At 32.9% G+C, this 22,463-nt stretch carries 23 protein-coding genes, 1 tRNA gene and 1 pseudogene; 19 read left to right on the top strand and 6 right to left on the bottom strand.

The genetic code is table 11. From position 1 onward, the window contains the following. Positions 1–191 precede the first annotated feature (191 nt). From obgE to HNQ03_RS14595, 4 genes are all read right to left on the bottom strand, one after another. The gene (gene obgE / locus HNQ03_RS14610) at positions 192–1,175 is read right to left on the bottom strand and encodes a GTPase ObgE (protein WP_173780439.1); all 984 of its coding nucleotides are present in this window, start codon (positions 1,173–1,175) and stop codon (positions 192–194) included. Between the two features lie 135 nt (positions 1,176–1,310). Then, the gene (locus HNQ03_RS14605; protein ID WP_173780438.1) at positions 1,311–1,889 is read right to left on the bottom strand and encodes an adenylate kinase; all 579 of its coding nucleotides are present in this window, start codon (positions 1,887–1,889) and stop codon (positions 1,311–1,313) included. A gap of 58 nt (positions 1,890–1,947) precedes the next feature. Then, a complete protein-coding gene (hpt, locus tag HNQ03_RS14600) occupies positions 1,948–2,502 on the bottom strand; it encodes a hypoxanthine phosphoribosyltransferase (protein WP_173780437.1) in 555 nt (184 codons plus the stop codon). 216 nt (positions 2,503–2,718) lie between these two features. Then, positions 2,719–3,303 carry a hypothetical protein gene (locus HNQ03_RS14595; protein ID WP_173780436.1) on the bottom strand — a complete coding sequence of 195 codons (585 nt, stop codon included), beginning with the start codon at positions 3,301–3,303 and terminating at the stop codon, positions 2,719–2,721. A 226-nt stretch (positions 3,304–3,529) separates the two neighbouring features. Here HNQ03_RS14595 and HNQ03_RS14590 point away from each other — a divergent pair, with 226 nt between their 5' ends. From HNQ03_RS14590 to HNQ03_RS14505, 18 genes are all read left to right on the top strand, one after another. Beyond that, on the top strand, positions 3,530–4,816 hold the full coding sequence (locus tag HNQ03_RS14590; RefSeq protein WP_173780435.1) for an adenylosuccinate synthase: 1,287 nt from the start codon (positions 3,530–3,532) through the stop codon (positions 4,814–4,816). A gap of 227 nt (positions 4,817–5,043) precedes the next feature. Continuing rightward, positions 5,044–5,874 carry an energy transducer TonB gene (locus HNQ03_RS14585; RefSeq protein ID WP_173780434.1) on the top strand — a complete coding sequence of 277 codons (831 nt, stop codon included), beginning with the start codon at positions 5,044–5,046 and terminating at the stop codon, positions 5,872–5,874. A gap of 167 nt (positions 5,875–6,041) precedes the next feature. Then, complete coding sequence (locus HNQ03_RS14580) at positions 6,042–6,815, top strand: ParA family protein (RefSeq protein WP_173780433.1); 774 nt, start codon at positions 6,042–6,044, stop codon at positions 6,813–6,815. 33 nt (positions 6,816–6,848) lie between these two features. Next, positions 6,849–7,739 carry a ParB/RepB/Spo0J family partition protein gene (locus HNQ03_RS14575; RefSeq protein ID WP_173780432.1) on the top strand — a complete coding sequence of 297 codons (891 nt, stop codon included), beginning with the start codon at positions 6,849–6,851 and terminating at the stop codon, positions 7,737–7,739. Further along, the gene (locus HNQ03_RS14570; protein ID WP_173780431.1) at positions 7,736–8,356 is read left to right on the top strand and encodes a DUF5683 domain-containing protein; all 621 of its coding nucleotides are present in this window, start codon (positions 7,736–7,738) and stop codon (positions 8,354–8,356) included. Before HNQ03_RS14575 ends, HNQ03_RS14570 begins: the two co-directional genes overlap by 4 nt. A gap of 5 nt (positions 8,357–8,361) precedes the next feature. Next, complete coding sequence (gene dapB, locus HNQ03_RS14565) at positions 8,362–9,066, top strand: 4-hydroxy-tetrahydrodipicolinate reductase (RefSeq protein ID WP_173780430.1); 705 nt, start codon at positions 8,362–8,364, stop codon at positions 9,064–9,066. Between the two features lie 191 nt (positions 9,067–9,257). Continuing rightward, a complete protein-coding gene (gene lepB, locus HNQ03_RS14560; protein WP_173780429.1) occupies positions 9,258–10,946 on the top strand; it encodes a signal peptidase I in 1,689 nt (562 codons plus the stop codon). A gap of 354 nt (positions 10,947–11,300) precedes the next feature. Further along, positions 11,301–11,915, top strand: coding sequence for a WbqC family protein (locus HNQ03_RS14555; RefSeq protein ID WP_173780447.1), 615 nt, complete (start codon positions 11,301–11,303; stop codon positions 11,913–11,915). A gap of 13 nt (positions 11,916–11,928) precedes the next feature. Beyond that, entirely contained in the window at positions 11,929–13,620 is a 1,692-nt protein-coding gene (locus tag HNQ03_RS14550; protein ID WP_173780428.1) for a S8 family serine peptidase, read from the top strand. Positions 13,621–13,734: 114 nt separating this feature from the next. Beyond that, on the top strand, positions 13,735–14,226 hold the full coding sequence (locus HNQ03_RS14545; protein WP_173780427.1) for a lipocalin family protein: 492 nt from the start codon (positions 13,735–13,737) through the stop codon (positions 14,224–14,226). A 28-nt stretch (positions 14,227–14,254) separates the two neighbouring features. Then, positions 14,255–14,938: an OmpA family protein gene (locus HNQ03_RS14540; protein WP_173780426.1), complete on the top strand. Its 684-nt coding sequence runs from the start codon at positions 14,255–14,257 to the stop codon at positions 14,936–14,938. A gap of 89 nt (positions 14,939–15,027) precedes the next feature. Beyond that, positions 15,028–15,924 carry a decaprenyl-phosphate phosphoribosyltransferase gene (locus tag HNQ03_RS14535; RefSeq protein WP_173780425.1) on the top strand — a complete coding sequence of 299 codons (897 nt, stop codon included), beginning with the start codon at positions 15,028–15,030 and terminating at the stop codon, positions 15,922–15,924. Continuing rightward, the gene (locus HNQ03_RS14530) at positions 15,924–17,240 is read left to right on the top strand and encodes an FAD-binding oxidoreductase (protein WP_173780424.1); all 1,317 of its coding nucleotides are present in this window, start codon (positions 15,924–15,926) and stop codon (positions 17,238–17,240) included. The genes HNQ03_RS14535 and HNQ03_RS14530 overlap by 1 nt, the downstream gene beginning before the upstream one ends. A 28-nt stretch (positions 17,241–17,268) precedes the next feature. After that, on the top strand, positions 17,269–17,994 hold the full coding sequence (locus HNQ03_RS14525) for an SDR family NAD(P)-dependent oxidoreductase (protein WP_173780423.1): 726 nt from the start codon (positions 17,269–17,271) through the stop codon (positions 17,992–17,994). Positions 17,995–17,997: 3 nt separating this feature from the next. After that, entirely contained in the window at positions 17,998–18,585 is a 588-nt protein-coding gene (locus HNQ03_RS14520; protein WP_173780422.1) for an HAD family hydrolase, read from the top strand. Between the two features lie 27 nt (positions 18,586–18,612). Further along, a complete protein-coding gene (locus HNQ03_RS14515) occupies positions 18,613–19,779 on the top strand; it encodes a cysteine desulfurase family protein (RefSeq protein WP_173780421.1) in 1,167 nt (388 codons plus the stop codon). A 71-nt stretch (positions 19,780–19,850) separates the two neighbouring features. Next, the gene (gene trxA, locus HNQ03_RS14510) at positions 19,851–20,168 is read left to right on the top strand and encodes a thioredoxin (RefSeq protein ID WP_173780420.1); all 318 of its coding nucleotides are present in this window, start codon (positions 19,851–19,853) and stop codon (positions 20,166–20,168) included. A 131-nt stretch (positions 20,169–20,299) separates the two neighbouring features. Beyond that, positions 20,300–20,373 (top strand) — tRNA-Asp (locus HNQ03_RS14505). Positions 20,374–20,552: 179 nt separating this feature from the next. Here HNQ03_RS14505 and omp85 read toward each other — a convergent pair. Together omp85 and HNQ03_RS14495 are read right to left on the bottom strand one after the other, a co-directional pair. After that, positions 20,553–21,995, bottom strand: coding sequence for an Omp85 family outer membrane protein (omp85, locus tag HNQ03_RS14500; RefSeq protein ID WP_173780419.1), 1,443 nt, complete (start codon positions 21,993–21,995; stop codon positions 20,553–20,555). Positions 21,996–22,086: 91 nt separating this feature from the next. Beyond that, positions 22,087–22,302 (bottom strand): annotated as a pseudogene (locus HNQ03_RS14495) (helix-turn-helix domain-containing protein); the annotation flags it as partial. 69 nt (positions 22,303–22,371) lie between these two features. Here HNQ03_RS14495 and HNQ03_RS16275 point away from each other — a divergent pair. After that, positions 22,372–22,463, top strand: a 92-nt coding sequence (locus tag HNQ03_RS16275) for a transposase (protein ID WP_173780418.1), incomplete at its 3' end; no start/stop codon positions are given.

The following is a 22,463-nucleotide window of genomic DNA, read 5'->3' as shown; positions in this document are numbered from 1 at the left end:
TTAAAATTATATTAAAACCATAAAAAGAACAAAAGTTTAAGAAAATTAAACACTTTTTAAAGTAAAAATAAGTGTATTGTGCCTTATTTTCACTTTAAAAAGAATTATTTAAGCTCATTCTTTTGTTCCTTTTGTCGTTAAAAATATTTTTATAAAAAATTTAAACAAGTTCTTAATGTTTAAATTAATTCCTACCCATGCAATTTCTCCCAGATCACATCTTTCAAAGCCATCAATCCTTCTTGAGAAACTCCGGAAAAGAAAATAGGTTTTCTATTTTCTGGGAATTCCACAGAGATTAGTTTTTTCAATTCATCATCCAAAAGATCGGCTTTAGAAATACTAATAATAAATTCTTTATCCATCATTTCTGGATTGTAAGCCAATAGTTCTCTTTCCAAAATTTTAAATTCTTCAAAATGATTTTCAGAATCTGAAGGTATCATAAATAATAGAATAGAGTTCCTCTCTATATGGCGTAAAAAACGATGTCCCAATCCTTTTCCTTGCGATGCTCCTTCTATGATTCCCGGAATATCTGCCATCACAAAAGATTGGTAATTTCTATATTCTACAATTCCAAGATTGGGTGTCAAGGTTGTAAAAGCATAGTCTGCAATTTTTGGTTTTGCCGCAGAAATAGAAGCGAGAAGGGTAGATTTTCCAGCATTTGGGAAGCCAACTAAACCAACATCTGCAAGAATTTTTAATTCAAAGACAACCATTGCTTCTTCACCAGCTTCACCAGGTTGTGCGTATCTTGGCGTTTGGTTGGTAGAAGTTTTGAAAAATTCGTTTCCTTTCCCACCTTTTCCACCTTTCAAAATGATTATTTCTTGGCCATCTTCCATGATTTCTCCTAGAATTTCGCCTTCTTCATTTTTCGCAATCGTACCAATTGGCACTTCTATATATTCATCTTCTCCAAAAGCACCTGTCAATTGACTTTTTGCACCATTCACACCACGTTGTGCATGCACATGTCTTGTATATCTCAAAGGTAAAAGAGTCCATTGGTTGGCATTTCCTTTCATGATTACGTGACCACCTCTTCCTCCATCTCCACCATCTGGACCGCCTTTTGGCATATATTTTTCTCTTTTCAAGTGGGCAGAACCGCCACCTCCGTGTCCAGCTTTACAATTTATTCTAACGTAATCTACAAAATTTGACATATATTTTTTTTAAGATCCAAGCACAATGAGCCAAGAATCAGGATTTTTTTGATGATTCAAGAATTCAAATTCAAGAATCAAGATTTAAGAAGAAGTTATTGATTTTTTTTAATTTGCAACGCAAAAAGTTTCAAATTAAAGTATTTTTTCTACTTCATTATATAATTTTTCAGAAATATCTAATATTTCTCCAACACCATTTATTTCTACGTATTTCCCTTGTTTCTTATATAATTCTGCAACTTCCGCAGTCTTTTTATAATATTCTTGTATTCTCGCACGGATGATGGTTTCGTTGGAGTCATCTGTTCTTCCGCTAGATTTTCCGCGGTGCAGAAGTCTTTCTACCAAAAGTTCGTCTTCTACAACCAATGATAAGCATAAAGAAATCTCCGAGTTTAAATCTTCTTTTACGATATTTTCCAACGCTGCTGTTTGGTCTGCAGTTCTTGGAAAACCATCAAATATAAATCCTGCAGCATCAGTTGGTTTTTGTACTTCTTCGCGCAGCATATCTATGGTTACTTGGTCTGGAACCAATTCGCCTTCATCTATATAAGATTTTGCCAAAACGCCTAAATCTGTATGGTTTTTAATATTAAATCTGAAAAGATCTCCTGTAGAAATCTGTTTCAAATTAAATTTTTCTATTAAATTTTGAGCTTGCGTACCTTTTCCGCTTCCTGGAGGACCAAAGAGAACAATGTTTGTCATTTTTTTTATATAAAAAGTAAAAAGTAAAAAGTAAAAAGTAAAAAGTAAAAAGTTTTTATTAATGGTTTATTTTGCCATCTTCTAATTGATATAAATCTTTTAGATTTCTGCCCAACTCATCATAATCCAAGCCGTAACCAAGCACAAATTTGTTTGGAATTTCTTTCCCGATGAAATCTATTTTGAAATCTTTTTGGTAAACTTCTGGTTTTAATAATAAGGAAGCAATTTTCACAGATTTCGGACGTTGCGTCTCTTGGAAATATTTAAACAGACTTTCTACTGTATTTCCCGTATCTACAATATCTTCTACGATGATGATGTGGCGATCTTTCACATCTTTTGTCAATTCCATTTTTTGGTAAACAATTCCCGTAGATTCCGTACCAGAATAAGAACTCATTTGTATAAAAGCGATTTCGCAATTTCCGGGATAATGTTTCAATAAATCTGAAAAAAACATTATTACCCCATTCAAAACACCAATAAATATGGGCGTTTCATCTTTGTATTCTTCGTGAATTTTTAGGGCAGTTGCTTTTACAATTTCTTGTATTTCTTCATCTTTAAGATAAGGTACAAAAGTTTTATCGTGGATTTGAATGCTTTCCATATATTTTTAATAATCTGCAAAGTTAAAGAATTTTGATGAAAGATTTTTGTGAGGTCGGTCAGGTTTATAAAAACTTATTTCAAAAAGAATTTACTAGAATATTTTAGGTTGTAAATTCTTCTATTTTGGAAGTGGGAAAAATTTAAAATTGGGTGGTATTGCAAGATAGTTTTAATTGCGAACTTTTTGTGGTAGTAACTTTTTGTGTAATATCAATTATTTAATTTCTGAAAGCTTCCACCTAAAATAGATGCTAGTATTTATTAAATCAATAAGAACATCTTCTAAATTTTCAAAAAAATTACCACCCAAATTCACGGGGGTTTGTTTTAAAGTTTCTTCGAGTTTCTCTTTAGTATAATATTCACGTGTCACATTATTATTCTCATCACGTACAAGAAAATAGATTTTGTTTCTTAATAAAACAGTTATTAAATCGTTAAGTTCTTCATCATCATCACTGTCTAAATTAGTAATTATCAAATCATAATTATTGTTTTGAATATTATAATCTTCTTGAAAAAGTCTTATTAATCTCTCCTTATTTAATTTTTTAATTACAATAATTAAAGCTTGTTTTTTTCCTGTAGCACTCCCAAATTCAAATATTCTCCCATCTTTTTTTATGAGAAGTATTGGACCTTGACCTACTAAACATACTTTTTTATCTTTAGCTTGGTAGCCAAAAACAAAGATATCATCATGATCCTCCGTATTGCTTACTTCAACATGATTTCCAGCATTTTTTAGTATATATTCTTCTGCTATTTTCATCAATTTATTTTTGGCTTTTTCTTGCATTTTATTTTGAATGTATTTTAGATTTATTTAATTTTTAAAATTCCAATATTGTTTTTGAAAATTAATATATTTTAGCAATTCTTTAATAAAATTGTATTTTCAAATGTATTGAAAATTTTCAATTTAAAACTCCAGTCTCCAAAATCATTCATTATCTATACAAGTATTTTTTGCCCACCCAAATTTTTAAAACTAAATTTGTAAAAATCATTAAATTATCTAAAATATGGCGACTTATGTAGTAGTTGGACTTCAATATGGCGACGAAGGAAAAGGGAAAATCACCGATGTGCTTTCTGCAAAATCAGATTATGTAGTACGCTTTCAAGGTGGTGATAATGCGGGACATACCGTTTATGCGGGCGAAGAAAAATTTGTGTTGCATCTTTTGCCATCTGGAGTTTTGCAGTGCAAAGGCAAATGTATCATCGCAAATGGAGTAGTGGTAAATCCAAAAGCATTTTTGAAAGAAATTGGGCAAATTGCGGATAAAGGTTTGCGTACAGATCATGTTTTTATTTCCAGAAGAGCACACGTAATAATGCCGTATCATATTTTGATGGATACGTATCGTGAAGAAGAAGAAAACGGAACGCACATTGGAACTACCAAAAAAGGAATCGGACCTTGTTATGAAGATAAAATTGCCAGAGTTGGAATCCGAATGGTGGATCTTTTGAATCCGGAAGTTTTAAGAGAAAAAATTGAAAAAAATTTAAGAGTAAAAAATTCTTTGTTCGAAAAATATTTTGAGAAACCAACCTTGGATGTAGAAGAAATTTACCAAGAATATTTAGAATTAGGAAATCAACTAAAAGATAGAATTGTAGATACAGAAGTAGAACTGAACCAAGCAATTGCAAGCGGAAAAAATGTTTTGTTTGAAGGTGCGCAAGCATTAATGTTGGATATAGATTTCGGAACCTATCCTTACGTTACGTCTTCATCGCCTTCTACAGGCGGAGTTTGCAGTGGAGCAGGAGTTCCGCCTACAAGTTTGCAAAATTTAATTGGAGTTGCTAAAGCGTACACAACAAGAGTTGGTGAAGGTCCATTTCCTACAGAATTAGACAATGATTTAGGCGAAAAAATGCGACAAATTGGTAAGGAATTTGGAGCAACTACAGGAAGACCAAGAAGAACGGGTTGGCTGGATTTGGTTTCTTTGAAACACGCTTGTATGATCAATGGAATCAATAATTTAGTAATTACTAAATTAGATGTTTTAAGCGGAATTTTTCCCTTAAAAATTGCTACAAAATATAAGACTGAAGATGGGAAAATTATTGATTATTTCACTTCATCAACTACAAAATTGTACAATTACGAACCAATATTTGAAGAATTAGAAGGTTGGGACGAAGATCTTACGCAAGTAAGAAGCTACGACGAATTGCCAATAACCGCAAAAAAATACATTGAATTTATCGAGCAATATCTTGGCATCAATGTTTATTTAGTTTCTGTAGGACCAGAACGCAGTCAAAATATTATTCGCAAAGAATTGTTCTAGGTATTACTTTCAATAAAATAAATTAAAAATTCTGCTATAAGCAGAATTTTTTTTGGTTGATTTTTTAAATATCTATTTTAAAAGGATTGTCATAAAAAATATTAAAATTTTATAGGGTAAATAAATATTTGGCAAGATTATTGATTTTCGCTAAATACTTTCTGCAGAAAGCCTAAAAACTAACAATCATCATTTTTAATTTTTTATTAACCAACTTAATCCTATTAATGATGAAACTATTTAATTTCCATCAAGACAATCTCAACGAAATAATTTTTGAAAACAGAAACAAAAATTATGGTGCCTACAATCTTCGCACAGAGGAAAGTAATATGCTGAAAAAAGCCCTTTTTTTTGGTGTATCTGCTTTTATCACGATAGCTGCAATTCCGCTAATTGTTAATTCACTTTCCTCGAAACCTATTGATGGTGGAGATATTTTTACGCTACCTCCCCCAATTTTAATAGAAATTCCGAAGGATGAAATAGTAAAGCCAAAACCAGTGAAAATCGAGCAAACACGACCCGATGTGAAAGTAGTAAACGCTTTTCTTCCGACTCCTACCAAATCTGCAGAAAAAGAAAAAACCATTGCAAAAAAATCTGAGATGGAAAATGCCGCTTTGGGTTTTGAAACCAAAGATGGTAAAGACACAAAATTAAATATACTTGTGCCCGATATCAAAGTGGCAGTTGGTCCAGAAATTCAAATTCCAAAGCCATTTGTAAATCCGATTGATGATAATGCAGTAGTAATATCACCAGATGTAGAAGCTAAATTTCCTGGTGGAATTGATGCTTTTAGAAATCAAGTTGGGAAATATTTTGATAATGGAAGCTTTGAAGGGAGCGGGGAATTAATGAAAACCAGCATTACTTTTGTGGTTGAAAAAGATGGTTCTATTTCTAATATCAAAGCAGATGGAAAGGATAAGTACTTTAATTTAGAAGCTTTAAAAACCATTAACAAAATAAAAGCAAAATGGATACCTGCACAAGTAGAAGGAAAAAATGTGCGTTATGCTTTCAAAATGCCAATCTCTATGCAGTTTGACTAAGGAAGAATTTATATCTTTAAATTAATAATTATCCACAATTACTTGAAAATTGTGGATAATTTTATTTTTAGGTAAAGCATTGGTTTCTAGCTTTTTAAATTGTTTAACTTTAAATTAACTAAATGTCCTTCCAAAAAAAACGTATTTTTGTTTTTTAATCAAATAGTATGGGGAAAATCATTGGTATTGCAAATCAAAAGGGTGGAGTGGGGAAAACCACAACTGCTGTGAATCTTGCAGCAGCGTTAGGAGTTTTAGAAAAGAAAGTTTTGCTTATTGATGCGGATCCACAAGCCAACGCAACTTCTGGTTTGGGAGTAGAAGAAGTAAAATTTTCTACATACAATCTTTTAGAGCGTAGTGCAGATGTATTGGATTGTGTACAAAAAACCACTTCTCCAAATGTAGATATTGTACCGTCTCATATAGATTTGGTAGCTGCAGAAATTGAATTGGTAGATCGTGAAAACCGAGAATACCAACTAAAAGAATCTTTGCAAGATGCAAGAAAAGAATACGATTACATTATTATAGATTGCGCACCAAGTTTAGGATTGATAACCATCAATGCGCTTACTGCAGCAGATTCTGTAATAATCCCAATCCAATGCGAATATTTCGCGCTAGAAGGTTTGGGGAAATTATTGAACACCATCAAAAATGTTCAAAAAATTCACAACAAAGATTTAGATATAGAAGGTTTGCTTTTAACTATGTTTGATAGTAGATTAAGGCTTTCTAATCAAGTAGTGGAGGAGGTAAATATGCATTTTCCAGAGATGGTTTTTGAAACAATCATCAATAGAAATGTGCGTTTAAGTGAAGCACCAAGTTTTGGAGAAAGTATTTTGAGCTATGATGCAGAATGCAAAGGATCCATACAATATTTGCAACTTGCAGAGGAGGTTTTGCTTAAAAATGAACATTTAGTTAAGAATTAATTTTAACTTTTAAATAAAGTAGCTGAAGGACTTATGAAAGATAAAACAAGAGCAATGGGAAGAGGTTTGGGCGCCATTTTAAGTGCAGAATCCAAAGCCTCCGTACATTCTGCAAGCGATGCTGGTGCAGAAAAATTTGTGGGTAATATTGTGGAGGTTTTGATAGAAGATATTTTCGCAAATCCTACACAACCAAGAACCCATTTTGATGAGCAAGCTTTAGCAGATCTTGCGCAATCCATCAAAAATTTGGGAATTATACAGCCCATCACCTTAAGAAAAGAAAACAACCGATTCGAGATTATTTCTGGAGAGCGTAGATTCCGTGCTTCTAAAATAGCAGGATTAAAGAGTATTCCGGCATATATAAGATTAGCCAACGACCAAGAAATGCTAGAAATGGCGTTGGTAGAAAACATCCAAAGAGAAGATTTAGATGCTATTGAAGTTGCATTAACTTATCAAAGATTGTTGGATGAAATTGGCCTCACTCAAGAAGTTTTGAGCCAAAGAGTTGGGAAAGAAAGAAGCACCATTACCAATTCCATACGTTTGTTAAGACTAAATCCTGCTGTTCAAAACGCCATCCGAAGTGGAGAAATTTCTGCAGGACATGGAAGAGCAATCATCAGTTTGGATAATGATGAAGATCGTGAGAAAATTTTTCAAAAAATAATTAAAGAAAAATTGAATGTTCGCCAAGCAGAACAAGCTGCAAATGTTTTTAAAAATCCAAAAAAGCTTATCACAAAAACTGTGAAATCTTTGCCAAATCATCTAAAAAAAGCGCAAAAATCTTTGTCAGATATTTTTGAAACTGAAGTAGAAATAAAATCTACGGCAAATGGAAATAAAGGAAAAATTGTTTTATCCTTTAAAGACGATGAAGAATTGCAAAATATTCTCACGCATTTTCAATTATGAAAATAACATTTTTAATATTATTTATAGCTACATTTTCTTTTGCACAAGTGAATAGAAATGATACCATTCGCGTGAAAAACCTTCCGACAGATTCCATTTCTACAAAATCTGAAAAAGAAGTTGATGTAATTTCTGATATAGAAAATGTGAATGCGCCTTTCTCAAAACCAAAATTTAGCCCAACAAAAGCGGGTCTGTATTCTGCAGTTTTGCCAGGTTTGGGTCAATACTACAACAAAAAATATTGGAAAATCCCAATTGTTTTAGGAGCAATAGGAACTGGAGTGGGTTTCACAATTTTTTTTGATAATAGGTATAGACAATATCGAGATGCTTTCATCGCAGAATTAAATGGCGTGCCGCACGAATTTTCGAATATTCCAGGAATTACAAAAGAAGCGCTCGGCAATTTTCAAGATCAGCAAAAGAGATATAGAGATTATTCTATTGCAATCACCAGTTTGGTGTACATTCTAAATATTGTAGATGCTGTTGTAGATGCCCATTTGTACGAAGGTAGAAATGATCCGGATCTTGTAATAATGCCGACAGTGATACAAAATCAATATGGTTTTCAGCCAGCAAAAGCTGGATTTGTATTAAATTATAAATTTTAATTTTCATGAAAATAGCAATAGTTGGTTACGGAAAAATGGGCCAAATTATAGATGATTTAGCAACCAAAAAAGGTCATGAAATCGTGGCAAAATTGAAAGAAACCCCAACATTATCTTCCTTAAATAATGCTGATGTTGCTATAGAGTTTTCTAATCCAGAGGTAGCATTCAATAATATAAAAATTTGCCTGGAAAATAAAATACCCGTTATTTGCGGAACTACAGGATGGCTAGATAGAAAATCAGAAATAGAAAAGATAGCGATAGAAAATGATACTGCTTTTCTATATGGTTCTAATTTTAGTTTGGGAGTGAATTTATTTTTTGATTTAAATAGAAAACTCGCCAATCTGATGGCCAATTTTCCAGAGTATACTATTCAACTAGAAGAAATTCATCACACGCACAAAAAAGATGCACCAAGTGGAACTGCCATTTCGTTGGCAGAAGATATTATCATAAATAATTCTACTTTTGATTCATGGAAATTGGAAGAAACCGAGAAAAATAATTTAGGAATCGAAGCCATCAGAAAAGATGAGGTACCAGGAACACACAGTGTTTTCTATAGATCGGAAGTAGACGAAATAGAAATTAAACACACTGCTTTTAATAGAAACGGTTTTGCAATGGGCGCAATTATCGCCGCGGAATGGATACAAGGTAAACAAGGTATATTTTCTATGAAAGATGTTTTGGGTTTAAATTAACTTATCAGTTGTAACAAATCAATTTTCTATTAAACTAATTACCAAAAGATAAAATGTTTAGTTTCCTTCTGAATTAAATTTTTGTCAGCTTTTGAACAACTAAAATGTTTTGTTACTTTTGCGGTTGAAATTTTGCTAAAATCGCATAAATTATTAAATAAAAATCGGCAATTGCCAAATCTTGTACAAATATGGATTATATCTTACAATATGCTTTCTACATTCTTATATTAAGTATTTTAATGGGAGTTTCTACTTGGAAACTATTTAAAAAACTGGGTTACAATCCCATTTTTGCCTTTGTACCATATTACAATTATTTTTTAATTTTAAAAACGACCAAACATTCTACTTGGTGGTGTATTCTAGCTTACGTTCCTATAGTTGGTCCTATTATGATGTCCGTTTTTCACCTATTTTTGATGAGAAAATTTGGTAAAGTTTCGACATTAGAACAGTTATTAACGGTTTTTCTACCTTTTATCTATATGGCGATTGTCAATTATGGAAAAGAAACAGAAATTGCCGAGCCAGAATTTTTATTAGAAGGGGAAGTCTCTAAAAAAGAAAAAGATTCCTTTATTGGTTCCATTACTTTCGCCGTAGTTTTTGCGACTATTATTCATACTTTCGTTACGCAACCATTCGGGATTCCAACTGGTTCTATGGAAAGAACGCTTTTGGTAGGAGATTTCTTGTTTGTAGATAAATTAAGTTTAGGTTACAGAATGCCAATGCGACCATTAGCATTGCCATTTTTGCAAGGAACCATAAAAGATACGGGTATAAAAGGAAATCCTAAAGACGATCCAAAATCTTATGTAGACGCTGTGAAATTACCCTATTTAAGACTACCAGGTTGGTCCAAAGTCGAAAGAAACGATATTGTAGTCTTCAATTATCCACAAGATTCTGTGCATACAGCTATAGATAGAAAAGATCCTTATGTAAAAAGATGTGTAGCTGTTGCGGGAGATGTTTTAGAAATAAAAGCCGGTAAATTATTTGTGAATAATAAGCCAGAAGTGGTTTTGGGAGATCAGAAAAGACAACACGCTTACATAATGCAAGCGAGCAGTCAGCTAGATTTTCCTTCTATTTACGAACAAATGGAATTTATTCCAGTAAGTGAGATTAGCCAGCAAACGCAGTATTATGTAGATAATCAAAAGAAATACAACCTCAATCCAGCAAACGTAGTCTATCGCTTAAGTTTAACGGATGAGCGCGTTGCAGATTTCAAACAAATGGATAAGGTAGTTTCCATACAAGAAGAAATTTCTGATAAAAACGAGGGTGGAATTACGTACAAATTAAATGCAGACAAAAACGGCTATACTAAAAATATAGATTCCTCAAATTCCATTTTCCCTATCAATAAAGGTTGGAATACAGACAACTACGGTCCTCTGAAAATTCCAAAAAAAGGAGATGTAGTGCAACTAAACCAAGAAACTTTGCCAGAATATCAATGGATTATTTCAGAATATGAACACCATCAATTAGAAAATAAAGGTGGGAAGATATTTGTAGATGGCAAAGAATCAACACAATATACCATCGGTCAAAATTATTATATGATGATTGGGGATAACAGAGATGCTTCTCTAGATGCGCGTTTTTTCGGTTTTGTGCCAGAAGAAAACATAGTAGGAAAACCAATGTTTACATGGCTTTCCGTAGAAGGTTTGTTTGATGATGCCAACTCAGACTACCAAGCAAATGGAAAGAAAGTTAGATGGGATCGTATGTTCAAAGCTACAAATACCGGCGAAGCCAACAAAACTTCCTATTGGTGGTTGGCTGCAGGAATTTTAGTTATTTTCTTCGGTTGGGATTATATTTCTAGACTTTGGAAAAAGAAAGAAGAAGAGGAATAGAGCAGGTAAAAAGTGATTGATATTAAAAATATTAATCATTTTTTTATATTTATTTGGGCGCCTTTATCCGCCTTCCATTCCCGCTTTTTTTCTTTTTTTGTAAAAAATAAAGAAAAAAGAGCTTCATTCAAGTCGGGGCGCAGTTATAGACAGATTGAAAGGTGATTATAACTTTAAAAAATAAAGTTATTTTATTCATAATTTAAAATAAAATCTGCTATTTTACCAGTGACACATTGAAGTCTTAATGAAACTTAATGCCTTAATGGTTTTTAAATTAAGTGTTGGTGTCATTAAGACTAAATAAGAATTTTACTCTAAAACACTTTTAAAATCCAACCTTAAACCCAAATTATCATCAAGCAAAATATCCTTCTTCCAGCCTTTTATTTTCCACCAATTTCGTGGTTTTCAGTTTTTCTACAATCAGAAAACGAGATTTCTATAGAACAAATGGAAAATTTCCCGAAGCAAACCTATAGAAATAGAACAAATATTTACGGTGCAAATGGAAAATTGTCTTTAATTATTCCTACAGACCATTCAGGTGGCAGAACTTTTAAAGATCTCAAAATTTCTTACGCAGACCATTGGCAAAAACACCATTGGAAATCGCTGAAAAGTGCTTACCAAAGTTCTCCCTATTTTGAATTTTACGAAGATCAGCTTATTGAAATTTATAAAAAAGAAGAAAAATTCCTTTTAGATCTAAATTTAAAGAGTATTTCCATCATCCAAAAGATGCTAAAAACAGAAAAGGCATATTCTTTGAATAGTGATTACGAGAAAATTCCACAAGCTGAAGATTTTCGAAATTATTTTTCTACAAAAAAAGAAACAGAATTTCAGATGGAAGATTATTACCAACTGTTTACAGACAAATATGGATTTTTAAAAGATTTATCAATTATAGATCTCGTTTGTAACAAAGGACCAGAATCAATTACTTATCTTAAAAATATAATTTAAAAAAAATATAAAAATGAACAAATTTCTTATAGCGGCATCATTTCTAGCATTTGGTTTCTCTTTCGCACAAGAATCAGCAGAACCAGCAATGGATAAAGACATGATGACTTGGTATCACAAAGATTTTAAAACAACAGGAATCTATGGTGTGAATACCGAAAACGCTTACAAATTTTTAGAATCTAAAGGACTAAAACCAAAAACTGTAGTAGTTGGTGTTTTAGACAGTGGTGTAGAAGTAGATCATCCAGGTTTGATTGGCAATATGTGGAAAAACCCTAATGAAATTCCAAATAACGGAATAGATGATGATAAAAACGGCTATATAGATGATATTCACGGATGGAATTTTATTGGTGGCAAAAATGGAGATGTAGATGCAGACAATCTAGAAATAACTAGAGTTTACAAAATATATAAGCCAATGTTTGAAGGCGGAGCTACTGCTACAAACAAGGCTAACCAAGCAAAGATGCCAGAAGAATTCGCAATGTATATGAAAGCGAAAGGTATATTTGAAACTGAAGGCGAAAAAGCAAAGAAGAATTACCAAAGAATGAATCAGATTAATCTTGCTATTCCTACAATAGTAAAATTAATGGATGGCAAAACGCTTTCACCAGAATTAATTGCAGGATTAAAGCCAGCAAACTCTGATGAAACTTTCGCAGCAGAATTGTTGAGCAATATTTCTAAAGGTCCTGGAATGATGGGAAAAAATTCTACGGAAATTTCTAGCATGGTTACGGAACAAATACAAGGTGGTTTAGATTATTACGGAGCACAAGCAAACCAACAATACAGTCTTACTTTTGATCCAAGAGCAGAATTGGTAGGTGATAACTATGCAGATTATTCTGAGAAAAACTACGGGAACAACCATTACGAAGGTCCAGATGCATTGCACGGAACTCACGTTTCTGGTATCATCGCTGGTTTGCCACATGATGGGGAAGTACAATATGGAGTTGCAAGCAAAGTAGCGAAAATAATGACCGTTAGAACAGTGCCAAATGGTGATGAAAGAGATAAAGATGTTGCAAATTCTATAAAATATGCAGTAGATAATGGTGCGAAAATTTTGAACATGAGTTTTGGGAAATCTGTTTCCCCAGGTAAGCAATATGTTTGGGATGCCTTCAAATATGCACAAGATAAAGGAGTTCTTTTAGTAAAAGCTTCTGGAAATGATAATGAAGATATAGAGGTTGATATCCATTACCCAACAAATTTTAAAAGCCCAACAGACGAAAAATCTTTTCTTACAAATCTTATTACGGTAGGAGCGAGTACAGATGATCCGGAATCTTTAAGAGCTGGATTCTCTAATTACAACGGAAAAATGGTTGACGTTTTTGCGCCAGGACAAGAAATTTATTCTACAGTAATAGACGGTAAATATCAATACCTACAAGGAACATCTATGGCTTCTCCAGTTGTAGCTGGTGCTGCTGCGGTACTTTTGGCTTATATGCCAAATCTAAAACCTTATCAATTAATAGAGGCATTAGTGAATACAAGCAATAAATCTACTGTAGATGCTAAACTGCCAAATGACGATAAGAAAACCTTCGATCAAATTTCTAGAAGCGGAGGTGTAATAGATGTAGCAAAAGCTGCAGAATATGCTTATAATAATTTCTATATGAGAAAAGCGGCTGCGAAAAAATCTACAAAGACTAAAAAAGCTGTAAAAAGAAAATAATTTTATAGAACATATAAAAATTGTTGCAAAAATCCGCGAAAGCGGATTTTTTTTGTTAAAAATTCTTTCTTTGGCATAATTTTTCGGTAACTTTAAACTATAAAAATTATAACTATGAAAAAATATCTATTATCAGGAATTATTGCCGTAAGCTTTCTTACCTCTTGTGCTACCGTGAAGAAAGCGGAAACCAAACAAGAAGACAGAAAAGAATTTTTAGCAATGAAAGGAGAATGGGAAATTACGAGTATAGACTACGCAAAAGGTTTGAAGATAAAACCATTTGATGAAAATATAGATGCCAATTGTTTCGTAGGAAGCCATTGGACATTAATTCCAAATAATTATACTGGATCCTATACCATCAATTCCAAAGGAAACTGTCCAAGTATTATTCAGCCAATTAAATTTGAAGTAGAAAATGGCAACACTTTTTTGTTCAAGAAAATTATGGCAGGAGAAAAAGCTAAAAATAATGTTGTAGGATACCAAATGACTTTAATTAGCCAAAGTACAGACCAATTTTCTCTACAATCTAGCATCCCTTTTGAAGGAGAAACTGTAAATGTGGTTTACAATTTCCAAAGAACAGGAATGAAACAATAATCTGAACACAAACATTAAAAAAAATATTATGAAAATAAAAAGTACAATTATAGCAGCAACCTTTCTAGCTTCCACATTATCTTTAACGAATTGTGAAGCTGTGAAAAATTCTAACAACCAACAACGTGGTACCGCAGCAGGAGCTGTTGGTGGTGCAGTATTAGGTGGAATCCTTGGAAATAATGTAGGTAAAGGAGGAAATGGCGCTTTAGGTGCAGTGCTTGGTGGAGTAATTGGTGGAGTTGCCGGTAATGTAATCGGTAATAAGATGGATAAGCAAGCCAAAGAAATAAAACAAACTTTGCCAGGTGCAGAAGTTGAGAGAGTAGGAGATGGTATCAAAATTACCTTGCCAGAAAGTCTTGTAAATTTTGCTTTTGATTCTTCAAACTTATCAACCGAAGGAAAGCAACAATTAGATAAATTAGCAACCATTTTAGAGAATAATCCAGATACAAATATTAATATTTACGGTTATACAGATAGCAAAGGTGCAGACGATTACAATCAAAAATTATCTGAAAGAAGAGCAAATGCCGTAAAAGCATATCTTTCTTCTCACGGCGTTGCATCTAGTAGAATGTTCTCTATGGGAATGGGTGAAGCGGATCCAGTTGCTACAAACGACACAGATATGGGAAGAGCAAAAAATAGAAGGGTAGAATTTGCCATCACCGCCAACGAAAAAATGATACAAGAGTCTCAACAATAAGAACTATCGCATATCATACATACAAAAACCGCTTCGGCGGTTTTTTTCATTTATAATTCTTATTTTTGCACTTTATTTTAAAACACTTAATGATTAAATATTTAAAGCTTCTGCGAGTAGAACAATGGGTGAAAAATACTTTCGTTTTTCTACCCCTATTTTTCTCAGCAAATTTGATGAATTCTGCACTTTTTCTACAAAGTGTTTTTGCATTCATTATTTTTTCTCTCGCTGCAAGCAGTATTTATATTATTAATGATTATTCGGATATAGAATCAGATAGAAAACACCCTGATAAAAAAGATAGGCCTTTAGCCAGTGGAGCGATTTCTAAAAAAACGGCCATCGCTATTTTAATATTGTTATTAGTAGCAGATATTGCCCTTATTTTCTTTGCGCAAAATTATTTTAAATCCAATTTGTTGAGGTTTTCTTACATCGTAGGATTCTATTTTGTGATGAATATTGCCTATACTTTTAAACTAAAACATGTTGCAATTATAGATGTTTGTCTTATAGCTATTGGTTTTGTATTGCGAATTTTGGCGGGTGGATATTTCACTGGAATTCCAATATCACAATGGGCAATTTTACTTACGTTCGTACTAGCATTAGTGCTTGCTCTAGGTAAAAGGCGAGGAGAACTAATAAATGCACAACTCTCTGGCAAAACAAGAAAATCTTTGGATGGATACAATGTGCAGTTTGCAGATATTGCATTATCCATTTCCGTTACGCTAGCAATTATTTGTTATCTCATGTTTACCCTTACACCAGAAGTACAGCAACGATTTGGGCAAAAGGTTTTCTATACAGTAATATTTGTGGTTTTTGCATTTCTAAGATATCTGCAGCAAACTCTAGTATATAATAAAACAGAATCGCCAACCAAAATTGTGTATAAAGACAGATACATACAAATCACTATAGTACTTTGGGTTTTCAGCTTCTTAATATTAATTTATGATCAAAATTTTTTAAAATAATGAAGCAGAATTTTGTAAAAGAAGTTACGAATTGGGGTAATTTTCCCGTCGTAGAAAAAGAAATAAAATCGGAAGATTCAATAGATAAAATAAAAGAATTTGTAAGGGTTAATAATGAAGTCATCGCTCGTGGAAACGGCAGATGCTACGGAGATGCATCTCTTGGAGAGCATATTTTCTCTACCAAAAGGCTTAATAAAATGATTTCTTTTGATAGATTAAACGGTGTTTTAGAATGCGAATCTGGCGTTTTACTTTCCGAAGTTTTAGAAGTTTCTGTGCCACAAGGTTATTTTCTTTACGTTTCGCCGGGTACAAAATTTATTAGCATCGGTGGAGCAATAGCCTCAGATGTTCATGGGAAAAATCATCATGCAGAAGGTTGCTTTTCAGAATACGTGGTTTCTTTTCAATTAATAAATGAGCATGCAGAATTAATTACTTGCTCTAGAGAAGAGAATTCAGAAAAATTTTGGGCAACTATCGGTGGAATGGGATTGACGGGAATTATAGTTTCTGCAAAATTTAAATTAAAAAATATAGAATCCGTTTACATAAGGCAAGAAAGCATTAAGGCGGAAAATCTAGACGAAATTTTTCAACTTTTTGATGATAGCGAATCTTGGACTTACAATGTAGCGTGGATAGACTGTCTGCAAACAGGAAAAAATCTCGGTAGAAGCATTATGTTGAGAGGCGAACATGCTTTCAAGCATGAACTGCCCGCAAAATTGCAAGGAAATGCGCTGAAAATGAAGAAAGGAAATGCATTCGCTATTCCGTTTTATTTTCCAAATTTTATATTAAATAAATTTTCTGTAAAATTATTTAATCTTTTGTTCTACAATAAACAAACTAAAAAAGAAGTCAAAAATTTCGTTCATTATGAACCCTATTTTTATCCGCTTGATATATTAAGTGATTGGAATAAAATTTATGGCAAAAAGGGTTTTATTCAATATCAAATGGTAATACCAAAAGAGAATGGAAAAGATGGAATGCGAGAAATTTTGCAAACCATTGCGAAAAGTGGAAATGGTTCTTTCCTTGCTGTTTTAAAATTATTTGGCAAAACGAATCCCGAAGCTTTCAACAGCTTTCCACAAGAAGGTTATACCTTAGCATTAGATTTTAAAGTAAATAAAAAGCTACCAAAACTAGTGCAAAAATTAGATGCCATCGTAGAAAGATATTGCGGGAGAATTTACCTCACAAAAGATAGCATGAGCAAATCTTCACTCATAGATTATCTGCAAGATGTAGATAACCCGAAGTTTGTATCTTTGCAACATAAAAGAATTATAAATAATCAATGATGAATTTAATGATAAATAATACCAAATCATGATTGTTTTAGGCAGCAATTCTGAAGTTGCACAAGCTTTTGTAGAAAGAATTTTAAAAGAAAAATTGAAGTTTGAGAAGATTTATCTCTTCACTTCAAACGTAGAAACTACAGAAAAATTTGCAAAACATCTGGATGTTAAATTTCTACAACAAACAGAAATTGTAGAATTTGATATTTTAAAATCCGAAGATTATTCTAAATTAGATTATATAAATTCTAATTTGCTATTCTGCGCAACTGGTTATCTTGGGCAAAGTACAGAAGATGGATTGTATAATTCAAAAAATACACAGAAAATTGTAGATATTAATTACGGAAAATTAATACCACTCATTACTTATTTTGCTAAAAAAATGGAGCAGAAAAGGACGGGAACCATCATTGCTTTATCTTCCGTTGCAGGAGAAAGAGGAAGGCAAAGTAATTTTATATACGGAAGTGCAAAAGCAGGTTTTACAGCATACCTTTCGGGATTGAGAAATTTTTTATTTAAAAATAATGTTCATGTTTTAACAATAAAACCTGGCTTTATGGAAACAAAAATGACAGAAGGTTTGCCTTTAAACCCAAAATTGACTGCAACACCAAAACAGGCCGCAGATTCTATATACAATGCATTTAAAAAGAAAAAAAATGTAGCGTATGTACTGCCAATTTGGGCTATCATAATGCTAATTATCAGAAATATACCTGAGTTTATATTCAAGAAATTAAAATTATAAATAATGAAAAAATTGTATTTTTTTGATTTTGATGGCACTTTGACGTACAAAGACACGATGTTTTTATTTTTAAAATTTTGTAATCCTACGAAATTCTATATGCAATTTGCATTGCATGTTCCGCTTTTCATATTGTTGAAATTGAAATTGGCAGAAGCAGAGAAAGTAAAAAAAAGCCTTATCTTTAAGGTATTGAAAAATGAGACAAAACAATCTTTGGAAAAGAAATCTCAGCTATTTTTTGAGGCAGAATTTCCACAAATCATCAGAGAAAACGCTTTAGATTTTATTAAAAATATAGATCGAGAAAATACAGAAAGCTATATTGTAAGCGCTTCCTTAGATATTTGGGTGCAACCTTTTGCCAAGCATTTCAATATGGAATTATTGGCAACTAAAGCAGAGTTTATCAATGATCAATTAACGAAAAATTTTGCAGGAGCAAATTGTAATAAAATAGAGAAAGTAAATAGAATAAAAGAGGCAATTTCTGGTAAAAAGTATGATAAAACTATCGCTTTTGGAGATACTTCTGGAGATTCTGCAATGCTAAAATGGGCAGACGAAAGTCACTTTCAGTTTTTTCACTAATCATCAATTAATTTAGAACTTAATAATATGCAAAAAGTATATTTAGACAATGCCGCTACAACACCACTTGCAGAAGAAGTGATAGATGCAATGGTATCTGTTTTGAAAAATAACTACGGAAATCCTTCTTCTACGCACAGTTTTGGACAAGAAGCCAAGGTTTTGATAGAAAATGTGAGAAGGCAAGCTGCTGAATATCTTCACGTTTCTCCAGCAGAGATTGTATTTACATCTTGTGGTACAGAATCCAACAATATGGTGATCAAATCTTGTGTTGAGAATTTGGGTGTAGAAAGGATCATTACCTCACCAATGGAGCACAAATGCGTTGCGGAAACGGTTTTGGAATTAAAAAATAAGAAAAAGATTGAGGTTGTCTATCTTCGACCAAACAAAAAGGGAGATATAGATTTAGAAGACTTGGAAGCGAAACTAAAAAACTCCGAAAAGAAAACTCTGGTTACCTTGATGCACGCCAACAATGAAGTTGGTAATCTTTTGGATATAGAAAAAGTGGCCAATATCTGCAAAGAAAATGAAGCGCTTTTCCATACAGATACAGTGCAAACAATGGCACATTACCCAATGGATTTTTCTAAAATTCCAGTAGATTTTGCCTCTTGCAGTGCTCATAAATTCCATGGTCCGAAAGGTAATGGCTTCACGTTTATTAGAAAAAATAGCAAACTAAAAAGTTTGATAACGGGTGGTCCACAAGAAAGAAGTCTGCGTGCAGGTACAGAAAATGTATGTGGTATTGTAGGTTTGGGGAAAGCTTTGGAGCTTTCGTTAGCAAATATGGAGCAGTATAGAAATGAAATGGAAGAAATTAAATCTTACACAATTTCTAGCTTGAAAGAAGCTGTTCCTGGTATTGTGTTTAATGGTAGGAGTGGTGAAATGGATAAAAGTCTATATACATTGGTGAGTGTTCTTTTGCCCTTTGAAGAGCCTTTGATTGGGATGAAATTAGATATGAAGGGAATTGCAATTTCCCAAGGTAGCGCTTGTTCTTCCGGCGCTTCTACGCCATCTATGGTGATGATGATGCTTTTGGACGATGACCAAATTGGTAACGGAACACCATTGCGAATTTCATTTAGCCATTATACCACCAAAGATGAGATAGATTATTTTGTAGATAATTTAAAAATAATTGTAGAGGAACATCTTATAGAAAAAACCGAATGCTAATATAGATGGCTTTCAAAACAGTTTTAAAAGAATAACCGTAGTTTTGTATAACAATTTAAAAAAATAAAAAAATGGCATTAGAAATAACAGACAGTACGTTTGAAGAATTAGTATTAAAATCTGAAGTACCAGTTTTGGTAGACTTTTGGGCTATTTGGTGTGGACCATGTAGAACAGTAGGACCGATTGTGGACGAAGTAGCTGTAGATTTTGAAGGAAAAGCAGTAGTTGGTAAAGTTGATGTAGACAACAATCAGCAAGTATCGCAAGACTATGGAATTAGAAACATACCTACACTTCTTATATTCAAAGGAGGAGAAGTAGTAGATAAAATTGTAGGTGTAGCTCCAAAAGAGCTAATTGCAGAAAAATTAGCAGCACATATGTAAATTTATGTCGCTGATAATAAGTGCTTTCCGTATTGGGAAGCATTTATTTTCAAAAAAGATTTGCAGAGCTGCAAAAAAGTTGTATATTTGCAATCACAAAAAACAAGATATGTTTTCTGTTAAAAGTAAAAGATCCGGTAGTTCAGCTGGTTAGAATACTTGCCTGTCACGCAAGTGGTCGCGGGTTCGAGTCCCGTCCGGATCGCAAAAAAATCTCTTAAGAAATTAAGAGATTTTTTGTTTTTACAAAGTTGAGCGAGATAATTTGGAATTAGGCGCACAACTTGGGGACAAATCGGGGATCACGCACAAAACTTGGGGACTAAGCAAAAATCTGTGTTAATCTGGTGAGGAAAAAAACAACTAGATTAATTGTACAATTTCTTAAAATGCCTGCCCAATTCCGATGTAAAATAATTTATCTTCTTTAGAAATTCCATAGTCGAAAGAAATTATGGTAGATTGATTCCAGGCAATTCTTGCTCCAATACCGTAAGAAAACTTAATGTTTTCAAAATTTAGATCTTGCCATTTGTCTCGCACTGTTCCTGCGTCAAAAAATGGTGCAACACCAAAAGCGAATCTCTCCTTAGCGATTTTTGTTTCAGCAATCCTGTAGCGAAATTCAAAGTTTGTAAACCACATAGACCTTGCTAAAAATCTATTGGCTCTGTATCCGCGCAAAGATTGCTTTCCTCCCAAAGCGTTGATGCTTCCTTCCGGACTCCATTGGTCTTGAAATTCAAAAAAAGGTGCTTTGGTACCGAAAATATTTCCCACGCCAATTCTACCGGCCAAAACGGTTCTTTTTCCAAATGGTAATTTTTTATATGCTCGTGCTTGTAGAAATAATTTGTTAAAATTATAAGCAGAACCTATGGCTTTACTGGAATATTCATTGGCAATTTCAAAATACATTCCCTTGGTTGGATCTGGTTCAAAATCTCTGGTGTCATATATCAAGGCAGTTTGTAAAAGCGAAATCCATCCGCCATTTAAACCAGAAATTTTACCTTGATCAAAATCTCTTTTTAATAATGAAAATCCATTTGGCGCCGTAGTTTCTTCGCCTGTTGCAGTATTTATGGCTTCTGCATCTTCGCCTTCAAATGTTTTATACTTCAAATTCTGAATTTCATAACCAGCCATTATTCTCCATTTTCCGTTGCCCAAAGCGTAATCTGCTTTTAAATTGAGCATATATTCTGTTTCTCGAAATCTATTCGAGAGTGCATCTGTCACAAAAAGTGCTTCTCCAATTTCTCCTGCACGAAGTGTTTTTCTGGCTTCATCATATTCTTTGTAAGTAGAAAATGTAGTATTTGGATCTGATGGCAAACTTAAATCTCCAAGTGTATTTTCAGTAAGTCCGAAGTATAAATTTGCGGGATTTTGTTGCGCTTTCAAGTCTATTTTAAATCTCCATCTTGTACCTTTATAATATGGAACATCCAAAGACATCGCCAATTCTCTTGCATTGGAAGTATAATAGGCCGCATTCACTTTTAATTTTGCTAAATAAGGCGTGTACGGAAAAAGTGGATTTTCCCGCTCTCCATTCCAATAAATATTACCACGAACTCCAAAGCCAAATCCGGTGACAGGATCTGAAGAAAAATCTGGAATTCCTGTTACAAATTTTCCTTCTTTTTTCTTTGCCAAATCTTCATTAGACATTCTTTTTGATTTTATGAAAGAAAGCGAATCCGTTTCTTGTGCTGAAATATGAGTAGAAAAATTAATAAAAATGAAACAGAAAATAAATTTCCATATTGTTAATTTTTGAATAGATTGTGTTGAAATACTTGACCTTTTAACTAATGACATCTTGCGTAATAATTTTAATTAATGAGCAAATATCGAAAGGTTTTTAGCATGCCAAAAATTATGGTAGTATAGATTAACCTTTTGGCACATATTAGGCGTTCTTGGAAAGATTATTTTTGAATTGTGTTGGCGTTAACCCTTTGGTTTTCTTGAAGATAGCGTTAAAAGAAGATTTGCTATTAAAGCCTACATCTGTGGCGATTGCAAGAAGTGTAAATTGCTTATTCTGGTCGTTTTTCAGTCGTTTTACAAATTCTTCAACGCGATAATTATTTACAAAATCTTGAAAATTAATATTCATGTGTTTGTAGGCTCCCCCAAAAACAGTACAATTTAGAAGTATAAAAATACTAACTTTAAATTGTAAAATAAAATTATGAAAAGAAGCAGATTTAGTCCGGAGCAAATTGCTAAAATTTTAAAGGATTACGAAAATGGTACAACTACAGAAGAGTTGTGCAGAGTAAA

It is taken from the genome of Frigoriflavimonas asaccharolytica (assembly GCF_013294015.1).
Lineage (GTDB): Bacteria > Bacteroidota > Bacteroidia > Flavobacteriales > Weeksellaceae > Frigoriflavimonas > Frigoriflavimonas asaccharolytica.
The sequence above is the reverse complement of the archived record's forward strand: the minus strand, read 5'-3'. Positions and strand labels throughout refer to the sequence as shown.

Coding starts and splice junctions, on each gene's coding strand:
- obgE (WP_173780439.1), bottom strand. CDS start 1,175: ATGTCAAATTTTGTAGATTACGTTAGAATAAATTGTAAAGCTGGACAC.
- HNQ03_RS14605 (WP_173780438.1), bottom strand. CDS start 1,889: ATGACAAACATTGTTCTCTTTGGTCCTCCAGGAAGCGGAAAAGGTACG.
- hpt (WP_173780437.1), bottom strand. CDS start 2,502: ATGGAAAGCATTCAAATCCACGATAAAACTTTTGTACCTTATCTTAAA.
- HNQ03_RS14595 (WP_173780436.1), bottom strand. CDS start 3,303: ATGCAAGAAAAAGCCAAAAATAAATTGATGAAAATAGCAGAAGAATAT.
- HNQ03_RS14590 (WP_173780435.1), top strand. CDS start 3,530: ATGGCGACTTATGTAGTAGTTGGACTTCAATATGGCGACGAAGGAAAA.
- HNQ03_RS14585 (WP_173780434.1), top strand. CDS start 5,044: ATGATGAAACTATTTAATTTCCATCAAGACAATCTCAACGAAATAATT.
- HNQ03_RS14580 (WP_173780433.1), top strand. CDS start 6,042: ATGGGGAAAATCATTGGTATTGCAAATCAAAAGGGTGGAGTGGGGAAA.
- HNQ03_RS14575 (WP_173780432.1), top strand. CDS start 6,849: ATGAAAGATAAAACAAGAGCAATGGGAAGAGGTTTGGGCGCCATTTTA.
- HNQ03_RS14570 (WP_173780431.1), top strand. CDS start 7,736: ATGAAAATAACATTTTTAATATTATTTATAGCTACATTTTCTTTTGCA.
- dapB (WP_173780430.1), top strand. CDS start 8,362: ATGAAAATAGCAATAGTTGGTTACGGAAAAATGGGCCAAATTATAGAT.
- lepB (WP_173780429.1), top strand. CDS start 9,258: ATGGATTATATCTTACAATATGCTTTCTACATTCTTATATTAAGTATT.
- HNQ03_RS14550 (WP_173780428.1), top strand. CDS start 11,929: ATGAACAAATTTCTTATAGCGGCATCATTTCTAGCATTTGGTTTCTCT.
- HNQ03_RS14545 (WP_173780427.1), top strand. CDS start 13,735: ATGAAAAAATATCTATTATCAGGAATTATTGCCGTAAGCTTTCTTACC.
- HNQ03_RS14540 (WP_173780426.1), top strand. CDS start 14,255: ATGAAAATAAAAAGTACAATTATAGCAGCAACCTTTCTAGCTTCCACA.
- HNQ03_RS14535 (WP_173780425.1), top strand. CDS start 15,028: ATGATTAAATATTTAAAGCTTCTGCGAGTAGAACAATGGGTGAAAAAT.
- HNQ03_RS14530 (WP_173780424.1), top strand. CDS start 15,924: ATGAAGCAGAATTTTGTAAAAGAAGTTACGAATTGGGGTAATTTTCCC.
- HNQ03_RS14525 (WP_173780423.1), top strand. CDS start 17,269: ATGATTGTTTTAGGCAGCAATTCTGAAGTTGCACAAGCTTTTGTAGAA.
- HNQ03_RS14520 (WP_173780422.1), top strand. CDS start 17,998: ATGAAAAAATTGTATTTTTTTGATTTTGATGGCACTTTGACGTACAAA.
- HNQ03_RS14515 (WP_173780421.1), top strand. CDS start 18,613: ATGCAAAAAGTATATTTAGACAATGCCGCTACAACACCACTTGCAGAA.
- trxA (WP_173780420.1), top strand. CDS start 19,851: ATGGCATTAGAAATAACAGACAGTACGTTTGAAGAATTAGTATTAAAA.
- omp85 (WP_173780419.1), bottom strand. CDS start 21,995: ATGTCATTAGTTAAAAGGTCAAGTATTTCAACACAATCTATTCAAAAA.